The following is a 19,306-nucleotide window of genomic DNA, read 5'->3' as shown; positions in this document are numbered from 1 at the left end:
CGTCGTTGGTAAAAGAATCAGAACCAGCCTGACGACTTGGTCAGCGCCTCGAAGGGCGCCATCATCGCCGTCAGGAACTCATCGGCGGTCACTTTGCCGTCATGGTCGGTGTCCCACTGGTCGAACTTGCGCAGCGATTGGGCGCGCAGTTCCTCCCGCGTCACCCGGAAATCGCTGTCGGTGTCGGCCGACATCACGGGGTCCAACCCCACCTGCAGCCGCACCCGCGACCCCTGATACCGCTGCCCTTCCGGCGCCGCTTCCACGGAGTCCGGCTGGACGGTGCGGGCCTGGGCCCCGAGGAGGGATGTCACCGGGTGGGGCTGCGGCCGGAAGGGCTGGGACAGGCGGTACTTTTCCAATTCGGCCGAGGTGATGCTGCCGTCATGGTCCAGGTCGAACAGGTCGAAGCTGCGGTCCGCGTCCGCCAAAACCTCGTCCCGGGTCAGGACGCCGTCATGGTTGGCGTCCGTCTTGTGGAACCACAGCAACAACACCGTCTTGTACTGCAGCTGGCTGCCCGAGGGCGGCCCCAGGATTTGCCCGGACGGGCTGACAGGCACCAATTGGAGGTAGGGGTTGACGGGCAGGTCGTGCCCGCCGCATCCCACCAGACCGACGCCCATGGCGCCCGCCAAGGCGGCCCCGGCCAGTACCCTCAAAACCCGCATGCGACATCCCCGCCAGCATCGATGAACCGACCGGACGACCGGCCCGTTGCGTCGACCGGTAAACCGGTCGATCACTGGCAGGCCAGGCATTCCTCGTAATTGTTCGTTTCCACGGCCGCCGGGGCGCTGGCTTTCGCTTCCGTCTTCTTGGCCACAACGGCGCCGATGTCGGCTTCCGCCCGCTGGATGGACATGGAGCGGAGATAATAGAGGCTCTTCACGCCCTTCTTCCAGGCCTGGAAATGGATCTGGTGCAGATCGCGCTTATGCACGTCGGCCGGCAGGAAGATGTTCAGGCTCTGCGACTGGCAAATGAAGGGTGTGCGGTCGGCCGCATGCTCGATCAGCCAGCGCTGGTCCAACTCGAACGCGGTCTTGAAGATGTCGCGCTCCATGTCCGACAGGAAGTCCAGGTGCTGGACGGAACCGCCGTTCAGCGTGATGGACGACCAGGTGTCCTCGTCATTGCGGCCATAGGTGGCCAGCGTCTGCTCCAGGTACTTGTTACGCACCGAGAACGACCCCGACAAGGTCTTGTGGTTGAAGGCGTTGGCCGCCAGCGGCTCGATGCCCGGCGAGGCGCCGCCGCAGATGATGGAGATGCTGGCGGTGGGCGCGATGGCGATCTTGTTGGAGAAGCGCTCCTCCGAGCCATAGTCGGCGGCGTCGGGGCACGGGCCGCGTTCGCGACCGAGCTTCAGCGACGCCTCGTCGGCCTGGCGCTTGATGTGGGCGAACATGCGCTTGTTCCACACCTTGGCCATGACGCCCTCCAGCGGCAGGCCCTGGCTTTGCAGGAAGCTGTGGTAGCCCATGACACCCAGGCCCACCGAGCGCTCCCGCATGGCGGAATAGCGCGCGCGCTCCATATCGTCCGGCGCCTTCTCGATGAAGTCGCTCATGACGTTGTCGAGGAAGCGCAGCGTGTCCTCGATGAAGGTGGGGTGGTCCTGCCACTCCAGGAAGTATTCCAGATTCAGCGACGACAGGCAGCAGACGGCCGTCCGCTCCTTGCCCAACTGGTCCAGGCCCGTGGGCAGCGTGATCTCACTGCACAGATTGGACATCTTCACCGACAGGCCGGCCAGCTTGTGGTGCTCGGGCATGGCGCGGTTCACATGGTCGATGAACAGCAGGTAGGGCTCACCCGTCTCGATGCGGGCGGTCAGGATGCGGATCCACAAGGACCGCGCGGAAATGCGGCGGATGACCGAGCCGTCCTTGGGGCTGGTCAGCGCCCACTCCCCGTCCGCCTCGACCGCCCGCATGAAGGCGTCGGGGATGACCACGCCGTGGTGCAGGTTCAGCGCCTTGCGGTTCGGGTCGCCGCCGGTGGGGCGGCGCATCTCGATGAATTCCTCGATCTCGGGATGCGAGACCGGCAGGTAGGTGGCGGCCGAACCGCGGCGCAGGCTGCCCTGGCTGATGGCCAGGGTCAGGCTGTCCATCACGCGGATGAAGGGCACGACGCCGGAGGTCTTGCCGTTGCCGCCGACCTTCTCACCGATGGAGCGCAGGTTGCCCCAGTAGCTGCCGATGCCGCCCCCGCGCGACGCCAGCCAGACGTTCTCGTTCCAGAGGTCGACGATGCCCTTCAGGCTGTCGTTGCACTCGTTGAGGAAGCAGCTGATGGGCAGGCCACGGGAAGTGCCGCCGTTGGACAGCACGGGCGTGGCCGGCATGAACCACAGCTTGGAAATGTAATCATACAGGCGCTGGGCATGGGCCGCGTCGTCGGCGTAATAGCTGGCCACGCGGGCGAACAGATCCTGGAAGCTTTCACCCGGCAACAGGTAGCGGTCGGTCAAGGTGGCCTTGCCGAACGCCGTCAACAGATCGTCACGGGAATGATCCACAACGACCGCCGGACGGTTAGCAACTTGAATCCTGCCGAAAACGTCTCCGTCCCGCATGACTTATCCCCAGGCTGTGTATGAATTGCGCTGTGGATAACCGAGGACCGGACACCACATCTAGCGGCAACGAGCGCTGATCCTACCAAATCGTGACAGCCCGCCAACTGAATTTAAGGAATAGGACTCAAAAAAATTTGTTGCACGGCGCCGGTGTTGCCGTTCAGCCGCGAAACGCTCCGTTGTGTCGGAATTTCCCAGGCAAACTGCGGCCCGCATGCACTATCCTAGAGCGGGCCATGGTTAACGACGGCGCGGCCTTCCCGCGGGGCGGGCGGGTCACCCTGTACCCTGGAGATAGCCTGATGTTCATCGCGTGCTCGAATCTCATCGTCCCCAACCCCCCTATATCTTGTGCGGGAATCGCCGTAGGGGACATAGATGGTGATGGCCGCTTCGATTTCGTGGTGATTTGCGCCGACGCGCCCAACCGGGTGCTAAGCTGGGACGGCGGCGCCCTGGTGGAGCATCCGGCCGGCCCCCTGGCCGACGCCAAGGCCTGCGCCCGCGCGGCACTGTTCGCCGACATGGACGGCGACGGGCGCGAGGAACTCTACATATTGAACGATCCGGCGGGGCCAGGCGCGGCCGGCGCCCTTCCCACCCCCGACCGGCTGTTCGCCTGCTTCGGCAACCGCTGGGTCGACCTGGCGGCCCTGCCGGAGAATTTCGCCGCCGCCAACCGCGCGCCCGGCACCACGCTGGCCTGCCTGGACCGCCTGGGCAGTGGCCGCTATGGCATCGTCGTCGGTGGCCAGGGCACGCCGCTGCAATTGTTCGAGCTGGATCGCCGGGGGCGCCTGCGCGAAATGGCCGAGGAGGCCGGGCTGGATATCGAGGCCGATGCCCGCCTGTTGCTGGGCTCCTGCCTCACCGGCTCATTGCCAGACCTGTTCGTCGGCTGCGCCGACGGCCCCAACCTGCTGTTCCGCAACCTGGGTGGCGGCCAGTATGAGGAGGTCGCGGAAGAGTTGGGGCTGGACGACCCCATCGCAACGGCAAGCGCCGCCACCATCCTGGACGCCGACGGCGACGGCCTGGTGGACCTGGTCCTGGGCACCGTCGATGGGGCGCAGCGCCTGTTCCAGCATCGCGCGGGCGGTGGATTCGTGGACGTCACGCCGCCGGAAATGGCCCAGCCGGGCCCCGTGCGCGCCATCATCGCCGCCGACTTCGACAACGACGGCTATGAGGAGCTGTTCTTCAACCTGCATGGCCAGCCCAACCGCCTGTTCGCCTGGCGGGAAGACCGCTGGGTCGCGATCGATGTGGGCGACGCCGCGGAACCGGATGGCCTGGGCACGGCCGCCGTCGTGGCCGACATCGATGGCGACGGCCAGCTGGAACTGCTGCTGGGCCATGGCGATGGCGAGGCGCAGCCCCTCTCGCTGTTCCTGGCCTCCCCCACCGGCAATAACTGGCTGCGCGTCCTGCCCCTGACCGCGGGCGGGGCGCCGGCCCGCGGCGCCACCGTCTGCCTGACGGCGGGCGGCCGGCGCCAGCTGCGCAGCATCACCAGCGGATCGGGCGGCCCCTATCAGCGCGAGCCGGTGGCCCACTTCGGGCTGGGGGATCTCACCCAGGTGGACCTGCTGGAGGTCACCTGGCCCGATGGCGCCACGCTAAAGCTGGAACAGCCCGACCTGTGCCGGCTCATGGTGGCGCACCATCCCAGCCTGGGTCAGCAACCGACCTGCTAGGGGCGGATCGCGGAAAGCCGGTATCGCCTGGGAGCGTGGATCTGCTCGCAGGCAGACCCCGTCATAGCCGGCTGCGGTTCCAATTTGACGCCGCCGGCGTCAGCCATGGTTGAGCAGTGAGCGGTTGATGCCTTTGGTCTGGGTGGCGACGTCGGCGAAATCGCTCATCAGCGACTGCATCGCCTGCACCATGGCATCCATGGCGGCAGGATTGTTTTCGCCATCCGGGCCGCCATGGTGGATCGTGACGGAGGTACCGTCCGGCAGATCCACATGGAAGGTGTCCAGCGTGCGGAACTGCTGAGTGCCAGAGCCATCACCCGACCCCGGGTGGCCTGGTGCTTTGCCCGATGGCTGCGCGCCATTCTGGGTGTCCACATTGCTGAACGTTTTCACCATGTTTTCCAACGAACTCAGCATCTGGGCGCTAAAGCCGCTGAAGCCCCCGCCGACATGAGAGAGGCCCACGGAGAAACCGTTGGGCAGATTTACATTTATTGAATCTGTCTCGGTATTTCCGCCACCGAGCAAACTGCTGAATCCGGCGGAGGGGGCGGCGGATCCCCCGACGGGGCCGCTCGCGTTGGATTGGGTGGGAGAAAGCGGCGAATGGCTAATGGAGCTGACGGTCATGGCGATGCACTCTCCAGAAGAAGGTGGGTGCACCAACGCAACCATCATGCCAATGCTTGCATAACTGCGAGGGCCCCGACCGCTTGGGAAATCCCCGCAACGGGAAATTTTTACCGGCACTTTTTACCTACAGGCGGTATCGCCTGGGCAATAGTTGCCTTTACGGGGACGGCGCCACCGCCGGCACCGACCGGCGGGCGCGCCCCAGGGTCAGCCCGTAGAACCGGGCCACCATGACGGCATAGGCGCCCCAGGCGACGCCATAGAGGCCGACGCTGACGGCATAGCTCGCCGCGATCTCGACGGGATCGGTCAGGCGGCTGAAGACCAGGGTGATCAGGGACGGCAGCACGGTCAGCAGGCTGAGCGCTGTCAGCCGCAGAGAGACCCCACGGGTGGCGACCCAGCCTTGGCGGAACGAGGCGACGCCACCGACCGCCAGGGGCACCACCCCCACCATCAGGCGGCCGTAGATGCCCGCCATGATCAGGACCGGCGGCAGCGCAGCCATCACGACCAGGCCGTTCATGACCGACGTCGGCATCTCCATCCCCAGCGCCACCAGGGCGCTCTGGATCAGGCTCAGCAACGGCAGCAGGAAGACCAGGACCGGCAAGGTGGTCACGGCCGCCGCCAACGACCAGGTGAAATAGGCCAGTTCGCGACGCCCCAGGCTGGGGCTGAGAAAGGCCACGCGATCATCGGCCAGCAGCACCCACCGCGCCCACCACACCTGCATGCGGATGAAAAACCAGGCATTGAAGAAGGTGGGGATGAGGTAGAGGGGCAGGACCTCGTTTTCCCACGCGTCCTCCAGCGCCGGGTTGGCAGGCCGCGGATAGGTCAACGCCAGGATGACGTACAACGCCATCATCACCAGGGCCGGCATGCCGGCGAAACGCGCGGTCCGTCCAGGGTCGGACAAGACCTCCCGGAACGCGGCCGCCGCCTCATGCCAGACCACCGGCTTGCGCCGTCCATCCTCCATCACCACCCAACCCTCGACTACCGTCCCGCCGCCCCGGAGAATGCCGGATCGCGCCGGCCGTGGCGAAGCGTTATGTTGCCGCGCCCCGCCGGCGGCGGCACCTTTCGCCAAGGTATATCCTGATGCCCCAGCCTGTTCTCGTCATCCGTGCCGAAACCTTCCCCATCCGCGGCACCTTCCGCATCTCCCGCGGCGCCAAGACGGAGGCCCGGGTGGTGGTGGCGGAGGTGACCGCCGAGGGACCGCGCGGCCCCGTCACCGGCCGGGGCGAATGCGTACCCTATGCCCGCTATGGTGAAACGGTGGCGGGGGTGATGGCGGCGCTGGACGCCCAAAGCGGCGCGGTGGCCGCCGGGCTGACCCGCGCGGAATTGCAGAGGCGCATGCCGCCGGGTGCGGCGCGCAACGCGCTGGACTGCGCCCTGTGGGATTTGGAGGCCAAGCTGACGGGCACGCCGGCCTGGCGCCTGGCCGGGTTGGCGGCGGCGCCGGGCCCCCTGTCCACCGCCTTCACCCTGTCGGTGGACACGCCTGAAAACATGGGCCGGGCGGCGGCGGCGGCCAGCCACTACCCCTTGCTCAAACTGAAGCTGACGGGGGACGGGGATCTGGAGCGGGTGGCGGCGGTGCGGGAAAACGCGCCCCTGTCCCGACTGATGGTGGACGCCAACGAGGGCTGGAGCCTGGAGCAGCTGGACCGTTACGCCCCGCGCCTGGCGGCCTTGGGTGTGGAACTGCTGGAGCAGCCCCTGCCCGCCGGCCGTGACGCCGACCTGGCGGGCCACGCCTGCCCCATCCCGTTGGGCGCCGACGAGTCCGTGCACGGACTGGACAGCCTGGCGGCCCTGGTGGGCCGCTATCACGTGGCCAACATCAAGCTGGACAAGACTGGCGGCCTGACCGAGGCGCTGGCCCTGAAGGCGGCATGCGAGGCGGCGGGCCTTCAGGTCATGGTGGGATGCATGGTGGCCACCTCCCTCTCCATGGCGCCGGCGCACCTGCTGGCCCAGGGCGCCGCGTTCGTGGATCTGGACGGCCCACTGCTGCTGGCCCGGGACCGGTCGCCGGGCGTCACCTATGACGGCACCACGGCCGCGCCGCCGCCGCCGGATCTTTGGGGATAAAGGCGGCGGCGGGCTTCGGCCGGCTGGCGTTCCCCGCGACCCTTTCCCGCACCCCCGCCAAATGGCCTCCCCCTGCGGGCCTACGCCCAAGGGCGCACTTCGCTTTTGGCCTAAAAGAGGATTAACTCCCAGCCTGGCAAGTAAAACGTCTGGTAGGGCTATGTTAAATCGCATTCTAGGCCGGGAGCCGGGAGAGCAGCGGGAAGAATTGGCCCGCCTGCGCGCCGAAAACGCCGCGCTCAAGGCTGAAAACGCCTTACTGAACCGCCTGTCGGCCCCAGCACCCTTGCTGGCGTTCGTGCAGGACGGCGACTTGCGTTACGTTTGGGCCAAGGGTCCGGTGGCCGCCTTCGGTCCCGGCGTTCTGGGCCTGACCGACCTGGACATCCGCAACGGCCGCGGAAAAAGCGCCGAAGGCTTCACCACCCTGCACGCCATCAAGGGCCGCATCCTGGAAACCGGCCGGGGTGAGCGGCACATGTTCCGCCTGGAAATCCCCGGCGAGACGGAAAGCCGCTTGTACGACCTGGTGCTGGAGCCCCATCGCGAGGCCGATGGCCGCGTCGTGGGCATCGTCGGCCTGGGCCTGGACATCACGGTGGAGGCGGCACGCCGCGGCGCCGTGGCCCTGGCCGAGGCGCAGGCGGTGAAGGCGGAGGCGGAACGCGCCAACCGGGCCAAGTCCCGCTTCCTGGCCGCCGCCAGCCATGACCTGCGCCAACCGTTCCAGGCCATGCGCCTGTTCCTGCATCTGCTGGAGGCCCGCCTTACCGAGGATGCCCAGCGCGACCTGGCGGCCAAGCTGACGGAGTCGCTGGACGCCACCGAGGATCTGCTGAACGCCCTGGTCCAGATCTCCGCGCTGGAGGCGGCGACCGTCACGCCCACGCCGACTCGCTTTGCCCTATCCACGGTGATGGAACGGCTGGCCGGGGAGTTCAGGCCGCTGGCCGCGGCCAACGGCGTCCGCCTGCGCTGCATCGGCACCAGCGCCCAGGTCGACAGCGACCCGGTGCTGATCGACCGCATGGTGCGCAACCTGATCGTCAACGCCGTGCGCCACACCCGCGAGGGCGGCATCCTCATCGGCTGCCGTCGGCAAGGGGGCAGCGTGCAGTTGCAGGTGTGGGACACCGGCTGCGGCATCCCGGCGGACCAGCTGCCCTTCATCTTCGATGAATTCTATCGGGGCGACACGGCGGCCTGCCCCGCCGGCGGCCCGGCGAAAGCCGCCCAGAACAAGCGGGACGCCCAGCACGGACTGGGCCTGGGTCTGGCCATCGTCAAGAAGACGGCGACCCTGCTGGGGTTGACCGTCACGGTCGTCTCGACGCCCAACCGGGGCTCCGGCTTCACCATCACCCTGCCCCTGGCTGAACCGGCCCGGCCCGCCGCCCCTCCCGCCTTGGGGGCCGCCTTGGGTCCCGTCCTGGTCACCGGGGCGCGGCCCACGGCCGCCACGCCGGTCGCCGACACGCCGGTCAGGGAGCCCCCGTCCGCCCCACCCCCGGTGCGGGAGCCCGCCGCCGAACCGCCGGTGACGGAGCCCCCGGCCAAGGAACCCGCCAAGGAAAAGGAAACGTCGGCCGACCAGACCGGGCAGCCAGCCGGGGAGGGCCCGTTGGTCGCCTTGCTGGAGGACGACCCGCTGCAATTGGCGGCGTTGGAGGCCATGGTGGAGGATTGGGGCTGCGTGCCCCTGGCCGCCCCGACGCCCGAGGCGCTGTTCGAGGGGCTGGCCAAGGCCGGGGCGGCGCCGCGCCTGGTCATTTCCGACAACCGCCTGCCAGGGAACCGACGCGGCATGGACATCATCGCCGACATCCGGTCCCGCTACGGCGCCGACGTCAGCGGCATGCTGGTCACGGGGGATACCGATCCCCAGTTGATGGAGCAGGCCGCCGCCGTGGGCGTGGTCGTGGCCCACAAACCCATCGCCCCACCCCGCCTGCAGCGCATGGTGGCGGACGCGCTGGCGCATGGGACCGGAGATCGTGGGGCGGACGGCGGCAAAGGGGCCGCCGCGCCGGGCCCGGGCGTCAGTCCCGGAAGTTCTCGTATTGCAGGGGCTGTTCGATCTTGAGGCCCTTCACCAGGCGGATGGCGTCCTGAAGGTCGTCGATCTTCTTGCCGGTGACGCGCAGCTCCTCGCCCTGGATGGCGGCCTGGACCTTCATCTTGCTGTCCTTGATGGCCTTGACGATGGTCTTGGCCAGTTCCTTGTCGATGCCCTGCCTGACCTTGACTTCCTGACGGCGGGCATCGCCGGCGGCGCGCTCGTCGGTGCCCCAATCCAGGCACCCCACGTCCAGCTTGCGCCGGGTCAGATGCACCTTCAGCATTTCCTGCATCTGCGACAGCTTGGGCGCGTCATCGGCCACGATGGTGATGACGTTGTCCTTGTGCTCGATGGTGCACTTGGCGCCCTTGAAATCGAAGCGCTGGCCCAGTTCACGCACCACACCGGCCACGGCGTTGTCCACCTCGGCTTTGTCGGTCTTGGAAACGATATCGAAGGACGGCATGGCAATCAGGCTCCCACATAAACGGTGATCAACGGCGCCGCAGCGATGGCGCACCTTCCCCGGTTTTAGCACGCCCCCACGGCCCGGCGCACCCCCGGGCGGGCGACGCGCCCGCGCAAAGGTGGGACGCGTCGTCGGGGCGCAACACCTGCCCGTGTTTCTGTGGCCGGGCCCCAAGATTTTGTTGCGATACGCCAGGGGGCGGGTCAAACATACCGCATGCGGAAAGGTCCGGCCTTTCCAGGCGCCGCCGTGCGCGGAACGCGGTTGCGCTGCGGAATGGCGATGCACGCGCAAGCAGAGTCCACACACAGAGTTCACACAATTTTTCGGGCGGATTTAGTCTCATGGATCGCAGGGCCATACTCCGGCTTGCCGTCGGAATACCGTTCCTGGGCGTCGGCGGCATCGTCCGCCCAGGACAGGCCGAGCATCTGGTGAAGCCGGTCGCGGCCGCCGCCCGCCCCCCTGCGGCCCTGCGCACGCCCCGGCTGGTGATGATCGATCCCGGCCATGGCGGCAAGGACCCGGGCGCCATCGGCCACGCGGGCACCTATGAGAAGGACGTGACGCTGGACCTGGCCAAGGAGCTGGCCCTGCAACTGCGCAAGACCCAGGGCCTTAACGCCGGCCTGACGCGAGAGGACGACCACTTCCTGGAGTTGGGGGAGCGGGTGGACGTCGCGCGGGAGGCGAAGGCCGACCTGTTCCTGTCCATTCATGCCGACAGCGCGCCCAACGCCAACGCGCGGGGCCTGTCCGCCTACACCCTGTCGGAAAAGGCGTCGGACGCCTTCTCCCAGGCGCTGGCGGACAAGGAGAACTATGCCGACCGCCTGGGCCTGGACCTGAAGCACACCAAGCCGGTCGTGGCCGATATCCTGATGGACCTGGCGACCCGGCGCACCAAGGCGGCCTCGCTGGTCGCCCGCCAGGGTATCGTGCGCGGTGCCGGCCGCGACCTGCGCCTGCTGGAAAACCCCATGCGCTCCGCCAACTTCGTGGTGTTGAAGGCGCCGGACATCCCCTCCGTCCTGGTCGAAACGGGCTTCCTGTCCAACCGCCAGGATGAGGCGCTGCTGCGCGACCCGGCCCAACGCAAGCGTATCGCCGGCATCCTGGCGCGGGAGTTGGCGACCTTGCTCGCCTCCCCTACTTTCGCCTGATTTCCTTTTTAGCCTGTCGACGCGCATTTCCAAAAAACAGGGACCAAGGCACCGCTGATGATCTCCGTCCGCCCCCTCCGCCAGCGCCGCCCCGTGACGGGCACCGTCCTTCTGTTGCTGGCGGGCATGGGCGCGCTATTGGCGGGATGCCAGTCGCCGGGCCGCGAGTCGCCGGAATTGGCCCGCCAGCGGGCGGAGGCGGCGGCTGAAGCGCCGGCCGTGCCCGACAGCCAGATCGATGAGCAAATTCATCGGCTGTGGAAGGAAAAAAGCCCGGAGATGAACAGCCGGCTGAACGTCACCGTCGATAGGGGCGAGGTGCTGCTGACCGGCAATGCCCGCGACCCTGATATGCGGGTGGACGCGGTGCGTTTGGCCTGGCAAGCCGACGGCGTGCGCAAAGTTCTGAATGAAATCAAGATCGCAGACGAAAGCAGCCTGTCGGACAGCGCCACCGACGCCTGGATCAACACCAAGCTGTGGGCGGCCCTGCTGCTGGATGGGCAGGTCAAATCCAGCAACTACAGCATCGAAACCGTCAACCAGGTGGTCTACATCATGGGCGTCGCCCGTAGTGGGGTGGAACTTGAGGCCGTGCTACAGCACGCCCGTGAGTTGCCCCGCGTCCGCCAGGTTGTGAATTATGTCCGTCGTTGAGCGTGTTGCCGTGGGTTCCTCTGCTTTCCGGGGCCGTCTCCCGGGTCTTTCGGTCCTAGCGGCCCCTCTCCTGGCCCTGACGCTGGCCCTGGCGCCCGCGGCTCCGGCGGCGGCCCAGCCGATTCCCGGCCTGGCCGGCAACCAGACCCTGCCCGACGCCCAGGCCATGGCCAATCGCCAGTTCGTCCAGGCGATGGAGGCCATCCGCAAGGCCGACCAGAGCTATGACCTGCAGGAACAGACCAGGCTGCTGCTGCAGGCGGACAAGCTGTTGTCCAACATCCTGGTGCAGAGCCCGGAAAGCCCGCTGGCGGTGCAGCTGTCGACCAACCAGTTCGTGGGCGATTTCGACTATAACGACTTCAAGTCGCGCATCCGCAGCCTGGCTTGCAACGATGCCCAGTCCACCGGTTGCTTCCTGTATCGGATCGAGGGGCTGATCCAGCCCGTGGACTATCCCATCACCGCCCCGCGCTGGGACTGGCTGTCGCTGGCCGTCGCCCACTACCACCTGGGCGACAAGGACCGCACCAAGCAGATCATCGCCCCCTTCATCGCCGCCTTCCGCCGCGCCCCGCCGGTGACGGACACCGGCCGCGACCTGTTCCTGGGCCGCGCCCTGTCGCTGACGGGCGAGGTGGACATGGCGCTGGACATCACCCGGCGCATCAACGACTGCTCCACCCGCATCTACAACCTGACCGACATCAGCCAGGCGCTGATCTGGAAGGGCGACAAGACCCAGGCCAACAAGCTGGTGGAAGAGGCGGCGGACTACGCCCAGGCCAACAACTGCGCCTGGGAACTGGGCCTGGTCGCCGAAGGCTTCTACAAGGCCGGCAACGTGGCCCGCGCCCACACCATGTTCCTGAACACGGTGGAAGAGCAGTTCAGCCGCTTCAAGGACCGCAAGGGCAATTGCTGCGCGCCCGAGCTGGCCGTGGCGGCCGGCGACCTGGGCGACCCCAACCTGGCGCTGGGCCTGCTGCGCACGGTGCAGCAGGAAAGCCCCTGGACCATCCCCGCCGTGCTGGGCCGCCTGGGCGCCCGGGGCGAGATGCAGTTAGCCACCACCTATGCCGAGCAGGTGCAGGACACGGACATCAAGGCGGAAACCTTCGTCCAGCTGATGGCCGACGCGCTGAAGACCGGCGACCGCAAGCAGGCGGAGGCCCTGTCCGGCCGCATCGACAAGCTGCTGTCGACGGGCACCGATCCCAAGCCCCTGATCCTGGCCCAGCGCGCCCGCGCCGACAAATTGCTGTTCAAGGATCAACGCTGGCGCACCACCTATCTCGCCGGCCTGTCGGCGGCGGAACGCAGCAACAGCGGCGATACCCAGCGCAAGGACTTGGCCGTGCCCATGCTGGCGGCCCTGGTGGAAATCGAAACCGGCACGCCCATGCTGCAGTAATGAAAAAGCCCCGGATATCCTCCGGGGCTTTTTTGTTGTTCCCTCAGGCGCCGGGCGCCGGCATCCGCCGGCTTGGCTTCCTCGCGTTCCAGCTCGCTGACGCCCCCAAACCGCTACGGCGGCCTCGGTCGAGGCCTACTCGCCCCGCTCCGATGAGGGGCCTACGAGGCCGTGCGCCGCGCCTCATAGGCCCGCAAGTGGGTGGCGGCCAGGGTCAGCAAGGGGAGTTCCAGGCCCAGGTCGCGCCCCCGGCGCAGCATGTCGCCGACGATGTGCTCCCCCTCCGTCGGGCCGCCCCTTTCGATATCGCGCATCATGGAGGCGGACAGGCTGCTGTCATCCTTGGTCAGGTGATAGCGGGATTCGGCGTCGCGCTCGGCGCTGGGCGGGTGGCCGGCGGCGGTGGCCACCCGGGTGCATTCCTCCAGCAGGCCGGTGATGAAGGCCAGGCCGTCCGGCGCCTTCAGGATGGCGCCGATGGGCGCGCGCATGAGGGTGGTGGCCCCCGCCAAGGTGGCCAGGAAGTAGAACTTCTCCCACATCTCATGGACGATGTCGGGGCTGTTGACCACGGTGATGGGGCACTTGGCGTAAGCCTCCGCCAGCGCCGCCGCCAGGGCCGCCTGGGCGGGATGGCGCGCGCCGAAGGTCAGGCGGTTGAAGGCGTGCAGGTGGCGGATGGTGCCGTCCGGGTCCATGGTGATGGTCAGGTGACACAAGCCGCCCATCACCCGCTCCGCGCCAAAGGCGGCGTCCAGCCGGTCGAGGTGGCTGAGGCCGTTCAGCACCGGCAGGATACGGGTCTCCGGCCCGACGGCCGGGCGGATGGCCTCGATGGCGGCGTCCAGGTCATAGGCCTTGCACGACAGCAGCACCAGGTCGAAGGGCTTGGCTACGCGGGTCACGGCCTGCGCCGGCAGGATGATGTTGCCCACGGGGCTGACCACCACCAGGCCGTTCTCCATCAGCTGGGCATGGCGCTTGGCCCGCACCAGGAAGGTGACGTTCTCCCCCGCCATCATCAGGTGACCGCCGTAGAAGCCGCCGGTGGCGCCGGCGCCCAGGACCAGGATACGCATGGTCATCGCATCAAACCCTTTCTCCATCCCGGGCCTGTGGCCCGTTCATTCCTTGGCGACCGTCAGCCAGCCGGCCGCCCGCAAGCGCGGCAGGGCGGTGCGGCTGACCGGCACCATCGTTCCATCGCTCAGGCGCAGCTGCCCCACCTGGCCCCGCACCGTCACCGCCACTACCGCGTCGCGCGCCACCCAGAAGGAACGGTGGACCTGCATCCCCAGTCCCTCCCCCAGATCGGCGATGGCGTCGCGCAGGCGCATCAGCACCAGGTCGGATCCGCGATCGGTATGAACTCGCAGATAATGGTCCTCCGCCTCCACCGCCAGAAGCCGCGCGCCGGACAGGCGCGGACACGCGCTGGCGAGAAAGGCCCCAGCTAAGTCTGGAGCCGCCAAATCCAGGGCTGGCAAATCCGGGGCCGGTTCCGGCACGACAATGACCGGCGCGGGCGCCGTCGCCACGTTCGGCGGCGCCGGCGGATCCCGGCGTCCCAGGATGACGGCGAAGACCATGCTGGTCACGATCACCTGCGGCCAGACGCGCCAGAAATGCAGGGCGTCCAGGGGTACCTTGGCGCACAGGCTGAACAGCAGGATGATCCACAGCGTGGCGGGCAACGATGCGATCAGGGCCGATACCCCGCGCCGCTGCCAAGCGGGCCAGGCGGCCGCGATGGACCAGCGGCGCAAGGCCGCATGGACCGCGCGCGTCATGGCTGCAATGCCCAGGGCCGACGCGCACCAGAAGGCCACGCGCGACAGGCTGTCCATGGACAGGAAGGTGCCATAGGGCCCGAACATGGCCAGCACCAGGGACAGCGCCACGACGCCACCCCAACTGCGCACCCAGTCGGGCAGGTCGACGGCGACGATGCCGGCAAGGCTTCCCGGTGGCCGCTTTCCAGCGCGCCCCGCGTCGGCCCCCTGTTGCACCCCGCGTTCCGCCGCCAAATCCGGCCTCATCCGTTCGCGCTTCGTGAACGGCCTTTACCAGCCACTCACGAAATCCGTCAAGCGGGCCGCGAAGGGCGCGTTGCCGGGGGGCAGCGGCTTGAGCGAAGGCTAAGCCCATCAACCCCTTGGCCACGCCGCCCGGCGCACCATCCTGGAGCCTGTCCCGTCATGGAAATCCTTTCCCGCATCATCAGCCACACCCCTGTCTGGATCTTCGCGCTGTTCGCCTTCCTGGTGTTCATGGGGGCGCGGCGCCTGCGGACCACGGTGCAGCAGATGGGCCGCGTCTGGCTGATCCCCGGCGTCTTCATCATCTGGGGCCTGTACGGCCTGGTCACCCGCCCCGGCCCCCTGGGCCCCGTGTTGCTGGACTGGGCCGTGGGCGCCATCATCGGGCTGGGCCTGGCCAGCCTGACGACCGTGCGCATCGAAGTGGACCGCGAGCGCGGCCTGGTGCGCCAGCCGGGCAGCTGGGTGCCCCTGGTCCGCAACCTCTTCCTGTTCGGTTCCCACTACGTCCTGAACGTCATGGCCGCCACACGCCCCGAGCTGCACGACACCGCCATCGCCCTGGACATCGGCGTGTCGGGTTTCAGCGTCGGCTACTTCGCCGGCTGGTCCTGGGGCTTCATCCAAAGCTACCGCCGCGCGCCGGAGGTGGCGCTGGCCGCCGCCTGAGCCGGGACCTGCCGACGTTTGAGGCGTACTAAAAAAGCCCTCAGCCCACGCTCTTCCCGGTGCAGCTGGCGTACAGCGTCTCCACCACCTGGCGGCTGACGTTGCGGGTGATGAAGACGATGCGGCTGCGGCGGTCGTCGCTGGGCCAGGCGTCCAGTTGCACCGGCGGGTGGAACAGGTGCTGCACGCCGTGAATGACGATCGGCTGGTCGCTTTCCTGGACGTTCAGCACCCCCTTCACCCGGAGCACGTCGGGCCCACGCAGACGGGCCAGCGTTTCCAGGAAGCCCACCAGCTCATCCCACACCAGCGGCTCGGTGAAGGTCAGGCAGAAGGCGCCGATGGCCTCGTCATGGCGGTTGGCGTCATGATCATGGTCCTCATGCTCGCAATGGCCATGCTCGTGGTCGCACTCGGCATGGTCATGCCCATCATCGTGATCATGCCCTTCGTCGTGGTCGTGGTGATGATCGTGATGATGGTGGTGGCCATGGTCGTCATAGGCCTCCGCCCGCAGCCAGCGCTGCACGTCCAGGCTCTTGGTCTCTGGATTGTACAGGCCGGCGTCGAACAGCAGTACGGGCAGCGCCTCGTCGGTCTGGGCATCCACCACCAGGGCGGCGGGGTTCAACTGCTTCAGCCGTTCCTTCAGATACTCCACCGCCTCGGGCGTCGCGATATCGGTCTTGGTCAGCACCAGACGGTCGGCCACGGCCGCCTGCTTCAGGCTTTCCTCTTGCGCATCCAGCTGGCCCATGCCGTGCACGGCATCCACGGTGGTCACCACGCCGTCCAGGCGGAAGCGGGCGGCCACCAGCGGATCGGTCATCAGGGTGTGCAGGATGGGGGCCGGATCGGCCAGGCCGGTGGTTTCGATGACCACGCGGTCGAACTCCGGCACCTCGTCGCGCAGGCGGCGCATGTAGAGGTCGCGCAGGGTGTCGGCCAGGTCGCTGCGGATGGTGCAGCAGATGCAGCCCGAATCCATCAGCACGGTGTTCTCATCCGCCTTGGCCACCAGCAGGTGGTCCAGCCCGACCTCGCCGAACTCATTGATGATGACGGCGGTGCGGGCCATGCGCGGGTCGCGGATGATGCGGGACAGCAGCGTGGTCTTGCCGCTGCCCAGGAAGCCGGTCAGGACGGAGATGGGCAGGCGGGCGGAGGAAACAGCGGTCACGGCAGGCGTTCCTTGATCAATCGCGGAAAAATATGGGATGGGGCGGTCTGGACAGTGGTGACTTCTGGGCGGTGGTGACTCAGGCCGCGGACTGGCAGGCGGGGCACAGGCCGAGCACCTCCACCGTCTGGCGCAGAACGCGGAACCCACGGGCGGCGGCGCCGTTGGTGATGGCGTTGGTCACGGCGGGTTCGTTCAACTCGGTGGCGTCGCCGCAGCGTTCGCAGACCAGGAACTGCCCGGCATGGGCCTGTCCCGGCTCCGGGCAGCCGACATAGGCGTTCAGCGACTCGATGCGATGGACCAGGCCCTGTTCCACCAGGAAATCCAGGGCGCGATACACGGTCAGCGGTGCCACGCGCTTGCCGTCCACCGCCATCTCTTCCAGGATGGCGTAGGCGCCCCGCGGCCGGTGGCTGGACCAGACCAATTCCAGCACCCGTTCGCGCAGCGTGGTCAGGCGGGCACCCCGCGCCTCGCACAGGCTGTGCGCCCGGGCCAGGGCGTCGCCCACGCAGGCCTTATGGTCGTGCCCGCCATGGGCATGGGACGGGCCAGCATGGGATGGGCCGGCATGGACATGCGGGCTAGGGCTAAGGGGGGCGACCGGCATTGACGCAAGCCTTTCTCGAACTGCCATTCAGGCGGACCATAGCACGGAAGGAAGGGTGTGCGGTTCGCCCACGTAAACCAAATCATGTTACCGTTCGTATCGGCTTCCGGGAATAAGGCACCCGGCAGGGCCGAAACCGGGGGGCTCCACCGCATCGAAGGGACGCGCGATGCCACACGACATCTTTGCTCCGATCCTTCCGAACCACTCTTGGCCGAACCACTCTTGGCCCAGACGCGCCGGCCGCGCGGGCGCCGCGCTGCTTGTGGGCACCGCCTTGATATGGGGCGGATCAGCCGCAGTCGCCAGTGCCGCGACGCGCGCCGTGGAGCGGGACGGTGTCCCGGCCGCAACGATGCCCGGCACCCCCGGCACCACCGTGGAGCGGTCGCTGGACTTCGCCGCGCATTATGGCCGCGACACGCCCCTGGGCCATCACCGCGTCACGGTGGCCAAGGCGGCCAACGGCGACACGGTCGTGGATGTCGATATCCAGTTCGAGGCCAAACTGCTGATGATTACGGCCTACCACTATCATCATGTCAGCCACGAGGTCTGGCGCGACGGGCGCCTGGTGTCGCTGGACAGCACCACCGACGACGACGGCGAAAAGGACTGGGTGAAGGGGCATGCGGTGGCGGACGGCTTCGCGGTCGAAAGCTCGCACGGGTCGGTCACCGCACCCGCCGACATCATCCCCACCAGCTATTGGAACCCCGCCATCCTGACGGCGCCGCGCCTGCTGGACACCATTCGCGGCGTGGTCATGGACGTGAAGGTGGACCGCGAGGGGCAGGAGATGATCCGCGCTGGCGATGCCACCGTGGCCGCCACCCACTACACGCTGGGCTTCGTCACCAATCCGCCGCCGGCCACCAACAAAGTGGACTTCTGGTACGATGAGTCCGGCCATTGGCTGAAGCTGGCCTTTCATGCCCGGGGGCATGATGTCGCCTATGCCCTGCAAGGCACGCCCGCGACGACCGGCACCATGGTCGCCTCCCCCAGCGGAACGGAAACCGGCCTGCCGGCGCCGGAACGACGGGATTGAGCGGAGATATGGTGGGAAAGCGCTTGCCCGCTCACCGGCCCCGTCGCTAAATGCCGGGCTATGAGCACGGACACCGCCGCCATGGCCCCGCCTCCCGCCCAATCCCCCCTCGCCGTCGCCCGGACCCCGGACGAGCTGCGCGCCCGCGTGGCCGCCTGGCGCAAGGAAGGACTGCGCGTCGGCCTGGTGCCCACCATGGGCGCCCTGCACGAGGGGCACCTCACCCTGGTCAAGCGCGCGCGCGAACTGGCCGACCGGGTGGTGGCCAGCGTCTTCGTGAACCCCACCCAGTTCGGACCCAATGAGGATTTCAGCCGCTATCCCCGGGATGAGGCGGGCGACGCCCGCCTGCTGGCCGGCGCCGGCTGCGATTTGCTGTACGCGCCGGGGGTGGAGGCGATCTATCCGCCAGGCTTCACCACCACGGTCGACGTGGGCCCCGTGGCCGTGCCGTTGGAAGGGCATTTCCGTCCCGGCCATTTCCAGGGTGTGGCCACGGTGGTGACCAAGCTGCTGCTGCAAGCCTTGCCCGATATCGCCTGCTTCGGGCAGAAGGATTACCAGCAGTTGGCCGTCATCCGGCGCCTGACAGCCGACCTGGACATCCCCGTGCGCATCGAGGGCGTGCCCACGGTGCGGGAGCCCGACGGCTTGGCCCTGTCGTCCCGCAACCGCTATCTGTCGGCGGAGGAGCGGTCGCAAGCCGTGACCATCAGCCGGGTCCTGAACCAGTTGCGCGACACCCTGGGCGACGGCAGCCGGCCCGTGGCCCCGGCCATCACTCAGGCGACGGAAACACTCACCACCGCCGGCTTCACCCGCATCGACTATGTCGCCGTGGTCGACGCCGACACGCTGGCGCCGCTGGAACGGGTGGACCGCCCCGCCCGCGCCCTGATCGCCGCCTTCCTGGGCCGCACCCGCCTGATCGACAATCTGGCGCTGGGGCCGGGGGCGTAAGCC

Annotated in this window: 18 protein-coding genes; 9 read left to right on the top strand and 9 right to left on the bottom strand. The window is 67.9% G+C overall.

Features of this window, described 5'->3' with window-relative positions; translation table 11 throughout:
* Positions 1-17 precede the first annotated feature (17 nt).
* Together FBZ90_RS25025 and FBZ90_RS25020 are read right to left on the bottom strand one after the other, a co-directional pair.
* Positions 18-671: an EF-hand domain-containing protein gene (locus tag FBZ90_RS25025; protein ID WP_186456034.1), complete on the bottom strand. Its 654-nt coding sequence runs from the start codon at positions 669-671 to the stop codon at positions 18-20.
* Between the two features lie 71 nt (positions 672-742).
* Positions 743-2,584 (bottom strand): ribonucleoside-diphosphate reductase subunit alpha, encoded by a 1,842-nt coding sequence (locus tag FBZ90_RS25020; RefSeq protein WP_145735981.1) that lies wholly within the window; start codon positions 2,582-2,584, stop codon positions 743-745.
* A 305-nt stretch (positions 2,585-2,889) separates the two neighbouring features.
* Between FBZ90_RS25020 and FBZ90_RS25015 the strand changes: the two genes are divergently transcribed.
* The gene (locus FBZ90_RS25015) at positions 2,890-4,284 is read left to right on the top strand and encodes a CRTAC1 family protein (RefSeq protein WP_145735979.1); all 1,395 of its coding nucleotides are present in this window, start codon (positions 2,890-2,892) and stop codon (positions 4,282-4,284) included.
* A 99-nt stretch (positions 4,285-4,383) separates the two neighbouring features.
* Here the strand turns inward: FBZ90_RS25015 and FBZ90_RS25010 are convergent, their stop codons facing one another.
* Both FBZ90_RS25010 and FBZ90_RS25005 read right to left on the bottom strand, forming a co-directional pair.
* Positions 4,384-4,917, bottom strand: a complete 534-nt coding sequence (locus FBZ90_RS25010) for a hypothetical protein (RefSeq protein ID WP_145735978.1) — start codon at positions 4,915-4,917, stop codon at positions 4,384-4,386.
* Positions 4,918-5,077: 160 nt separating this feature from the next.
* Entirely contained in the window at positions 5,078-5,908 is an 831-nt protein-coding gene (locus FBZ90_RS25005) for a hypothetical protein (protein ID WP_145735976.1), read from the bottom strand.
* 119 nt (positions 5,909-6,027) lie between these two features.
* Here FBZ90_RS25005 and dgcA point away from each other — a divergent pair, with 119 nt between their 5' ends.
* Together dgcA and FBZ90_RS24995 are read left to right on the top strand one after the other, a co-directional pair.
* Positions 6,028-7,029: an N-acetyl-D-Glu racemase DgcA gene (dgcA, locus tag FBZ90_RS25000; protein WP_145735975.1), complete on the top strand. Its 1,002-nt coding sequence runs from the start codon at positions 6,028-6,030 to the stop codon at positions 7,027-7,029.
* Between the two features lie 160 nt (positions 7,030-7,189).
* Entirely contained in the window at positions 7,190-9,112 is a 1,923-nt protein-coding gene (locus tag FBZ90_RS24995) for a hybrid sensor histidine kinase/response regulator (protein WP_186456033.1), read from the top strand.
* Here the strand turns inward: FBZ90_RS24995 and FBZ90_RS24990 are convergent.
* On the bottom strand, positions 9,069-9,554 hold the full coding sequence (locus FBZ90_RS24990) for a YajQ family cyclic di-GMP-binding protein (RefSeq protein ID WP_145735970.1): 486 nt from the start codon (positions 9,552-9,554) through the stop codon (positions 9,069-9,071). The genes FBZ90_RS24995 and FBZ90_RS24990 overlap by 44 nt on opposite strands.
* 347 nt (positions 9,555-9,901) lie before the next feature.
* Here FBZ90_RS24990 and FBZ90_RS24985 point away from each other — a divergent pair, with 347 nt between their 5' ends.
* The 3 genes from FBZ90_RS24985 to FBZ90_RS24975 are packed head-to-tail and all read left to right on the top strand — an operon-like array spanning position 9,902 to position 12,791.
* Positions 9,902-10,720 carry an N-acetylmuramoyl-L-alanine amidase family protein gene (locus FBZ90_RS24985; RefSeq protein WP_145735969.1) on the top strand — a complete coding sequence of 273 codons (819 nt, stop codon included), beginning with the start codon at positions 9,902-9,904 and terminating at the stop codon, positions 10,718-10,720.
* 57 nt (positions 10,721-10,777) lie between these two features.
* Entirely contained in the window at positions 10,778-11,377 is a 600-nt protein-coding gene (locus tag FBZ90_RS24980; protein WP_145735967.1) for a BON domain-containing protein, read from the top strand.
* Complete coding sequence (locus tag FBZ90_RS24975) at positions 11,364-12,791, top strand: tetratricopeptide repeat protein (protein WP_246130865.1); 1,428 nt, start codon at positions 11,364-11,366, stop codon at positions 12,789-12,791. The genes FBZ90_RS24980 and FBZ90_RS24975 overlap by 14 nt, the downstream gene beginning before the upstream one ends.
* Before the next feature lie 161 nt (positions 12,792-12,952).
* On the opposite strand, the gene panE is transcribed toward FBZ90_RS24975, so the two are convergent.
* Complete coding sequence (gene panE / locus FBZ90_RS24970; protein ID WP_246130864.1) at positions 12,953-13,876, bottom strand: 2-dehydropantoate 2-reductase; 924 nt, start codon at positions 13,874-13,876, stop codon at positions 12,953-12,955.
* A 39-nt stretch (positions 13,877-13,915) separates the two neighbouring features.
* Complete coding sequence (locus FBZ90_RS24965) at positions 13,916-14,830, bottom strand: LytTR family DNA-binding domain-containing protein (RefSeq protein ID WP_145735966.1); 915 nt, start codon at positions 14,828-14,830, stop codon at positions 13,916-13,918.
* 159 nt (positions 14,831-14,989) lie between these two features.
* Here FBZ90_RS24965 and FBZ90_RS24960 point away from each other — a divergent pair, with 159 nt between their 5' ends.
* Positions 14,990-15,499, top strand: coding sequence for a DUF6622 family protein (locus FBZ90_RS24960; protein ID WP_145735964.1), 510 nt, complete (start codon positions 14,990-14,992; stop codon positions 15,497-15,499).
* A 40-nt stretch (positions 15,500-15,539) separates the two neighbouring features.
* Here the strand turns inward: FBZ90_RS24960 and FBZ90_RS24955 are convergent, their stop codons facing one another.
* Together FBZ90_RS24955 and FBZ90_RS24950 are read right to left on the bottom strand one after the other, a co-directional pair.
* Positions 15,540-16,679: a CobW family GTP-binding protein gene (locus FBZ90_RS24955; protein WP_145735962.1), complete on the bottom strand. Its 1,140-nt coding sequence runs from the start codon at positions 16,677-16,679 to the stop codon at positions 15,540-15,542.
* A gap of 79 nt (positions 16,680-16,758) precedes the next feature.
* Complete coding sequence (locus FBZ90_RS24950; protein WP_246130863.1) at positions 16,759-17,193, bottom strand: Fur family transcriptional regulator; 435 nt, start codon at positions 17,191-17,193, stop codon at positions 16,759-16,761.
* Between the two features lie 454 nt (positions 17,194-17,647).
* On the opposite strand from FBZ90_RS24950, the gene FBZ90_RS24945 reads away from it, so the two are divergent.
* Positions 17,648-18,343, top strand: coding sequence for a DUF6134 family protein (locus tag FBZ90_RS24945; protein ID WP_145735959.1), 696 nt, complete (start codon positions 17,648-17,650; stop codon positions 18,341-18,343).
* 81 nt (positions 18,344-18,424) lie between these two features.
* Positions 18,425-19,303 (top strand): pantoate--beta-alanine ligase, encoded by an 879-nt coding sequence (gene panC / locus FBZ90_RS24940; RefSeq protein WP_246130862.1) that lies wholly within the window; start codon positions 18,425-18,427, stop codon positions 19,301-19,303.
* The last annotated feature ends 3 nt before the right edge of the window (positions 19,304-19,306 follow it).

The organism is Nitrospirillum pindoramense (assembly GCF_007827955.1).
Lineage (GTDB): Bacteria > Pseudomonadota > Alphaproteobacteria > Azospirillales > Azospirillaceae > Nitrospirillum > Nitrospirillum amazonense_B.
The sequence above is the reverse complement of the archived record's forward strand: the minus strand, read 5'-3'. Positions and strand labels throughout refer to the sequence as shown.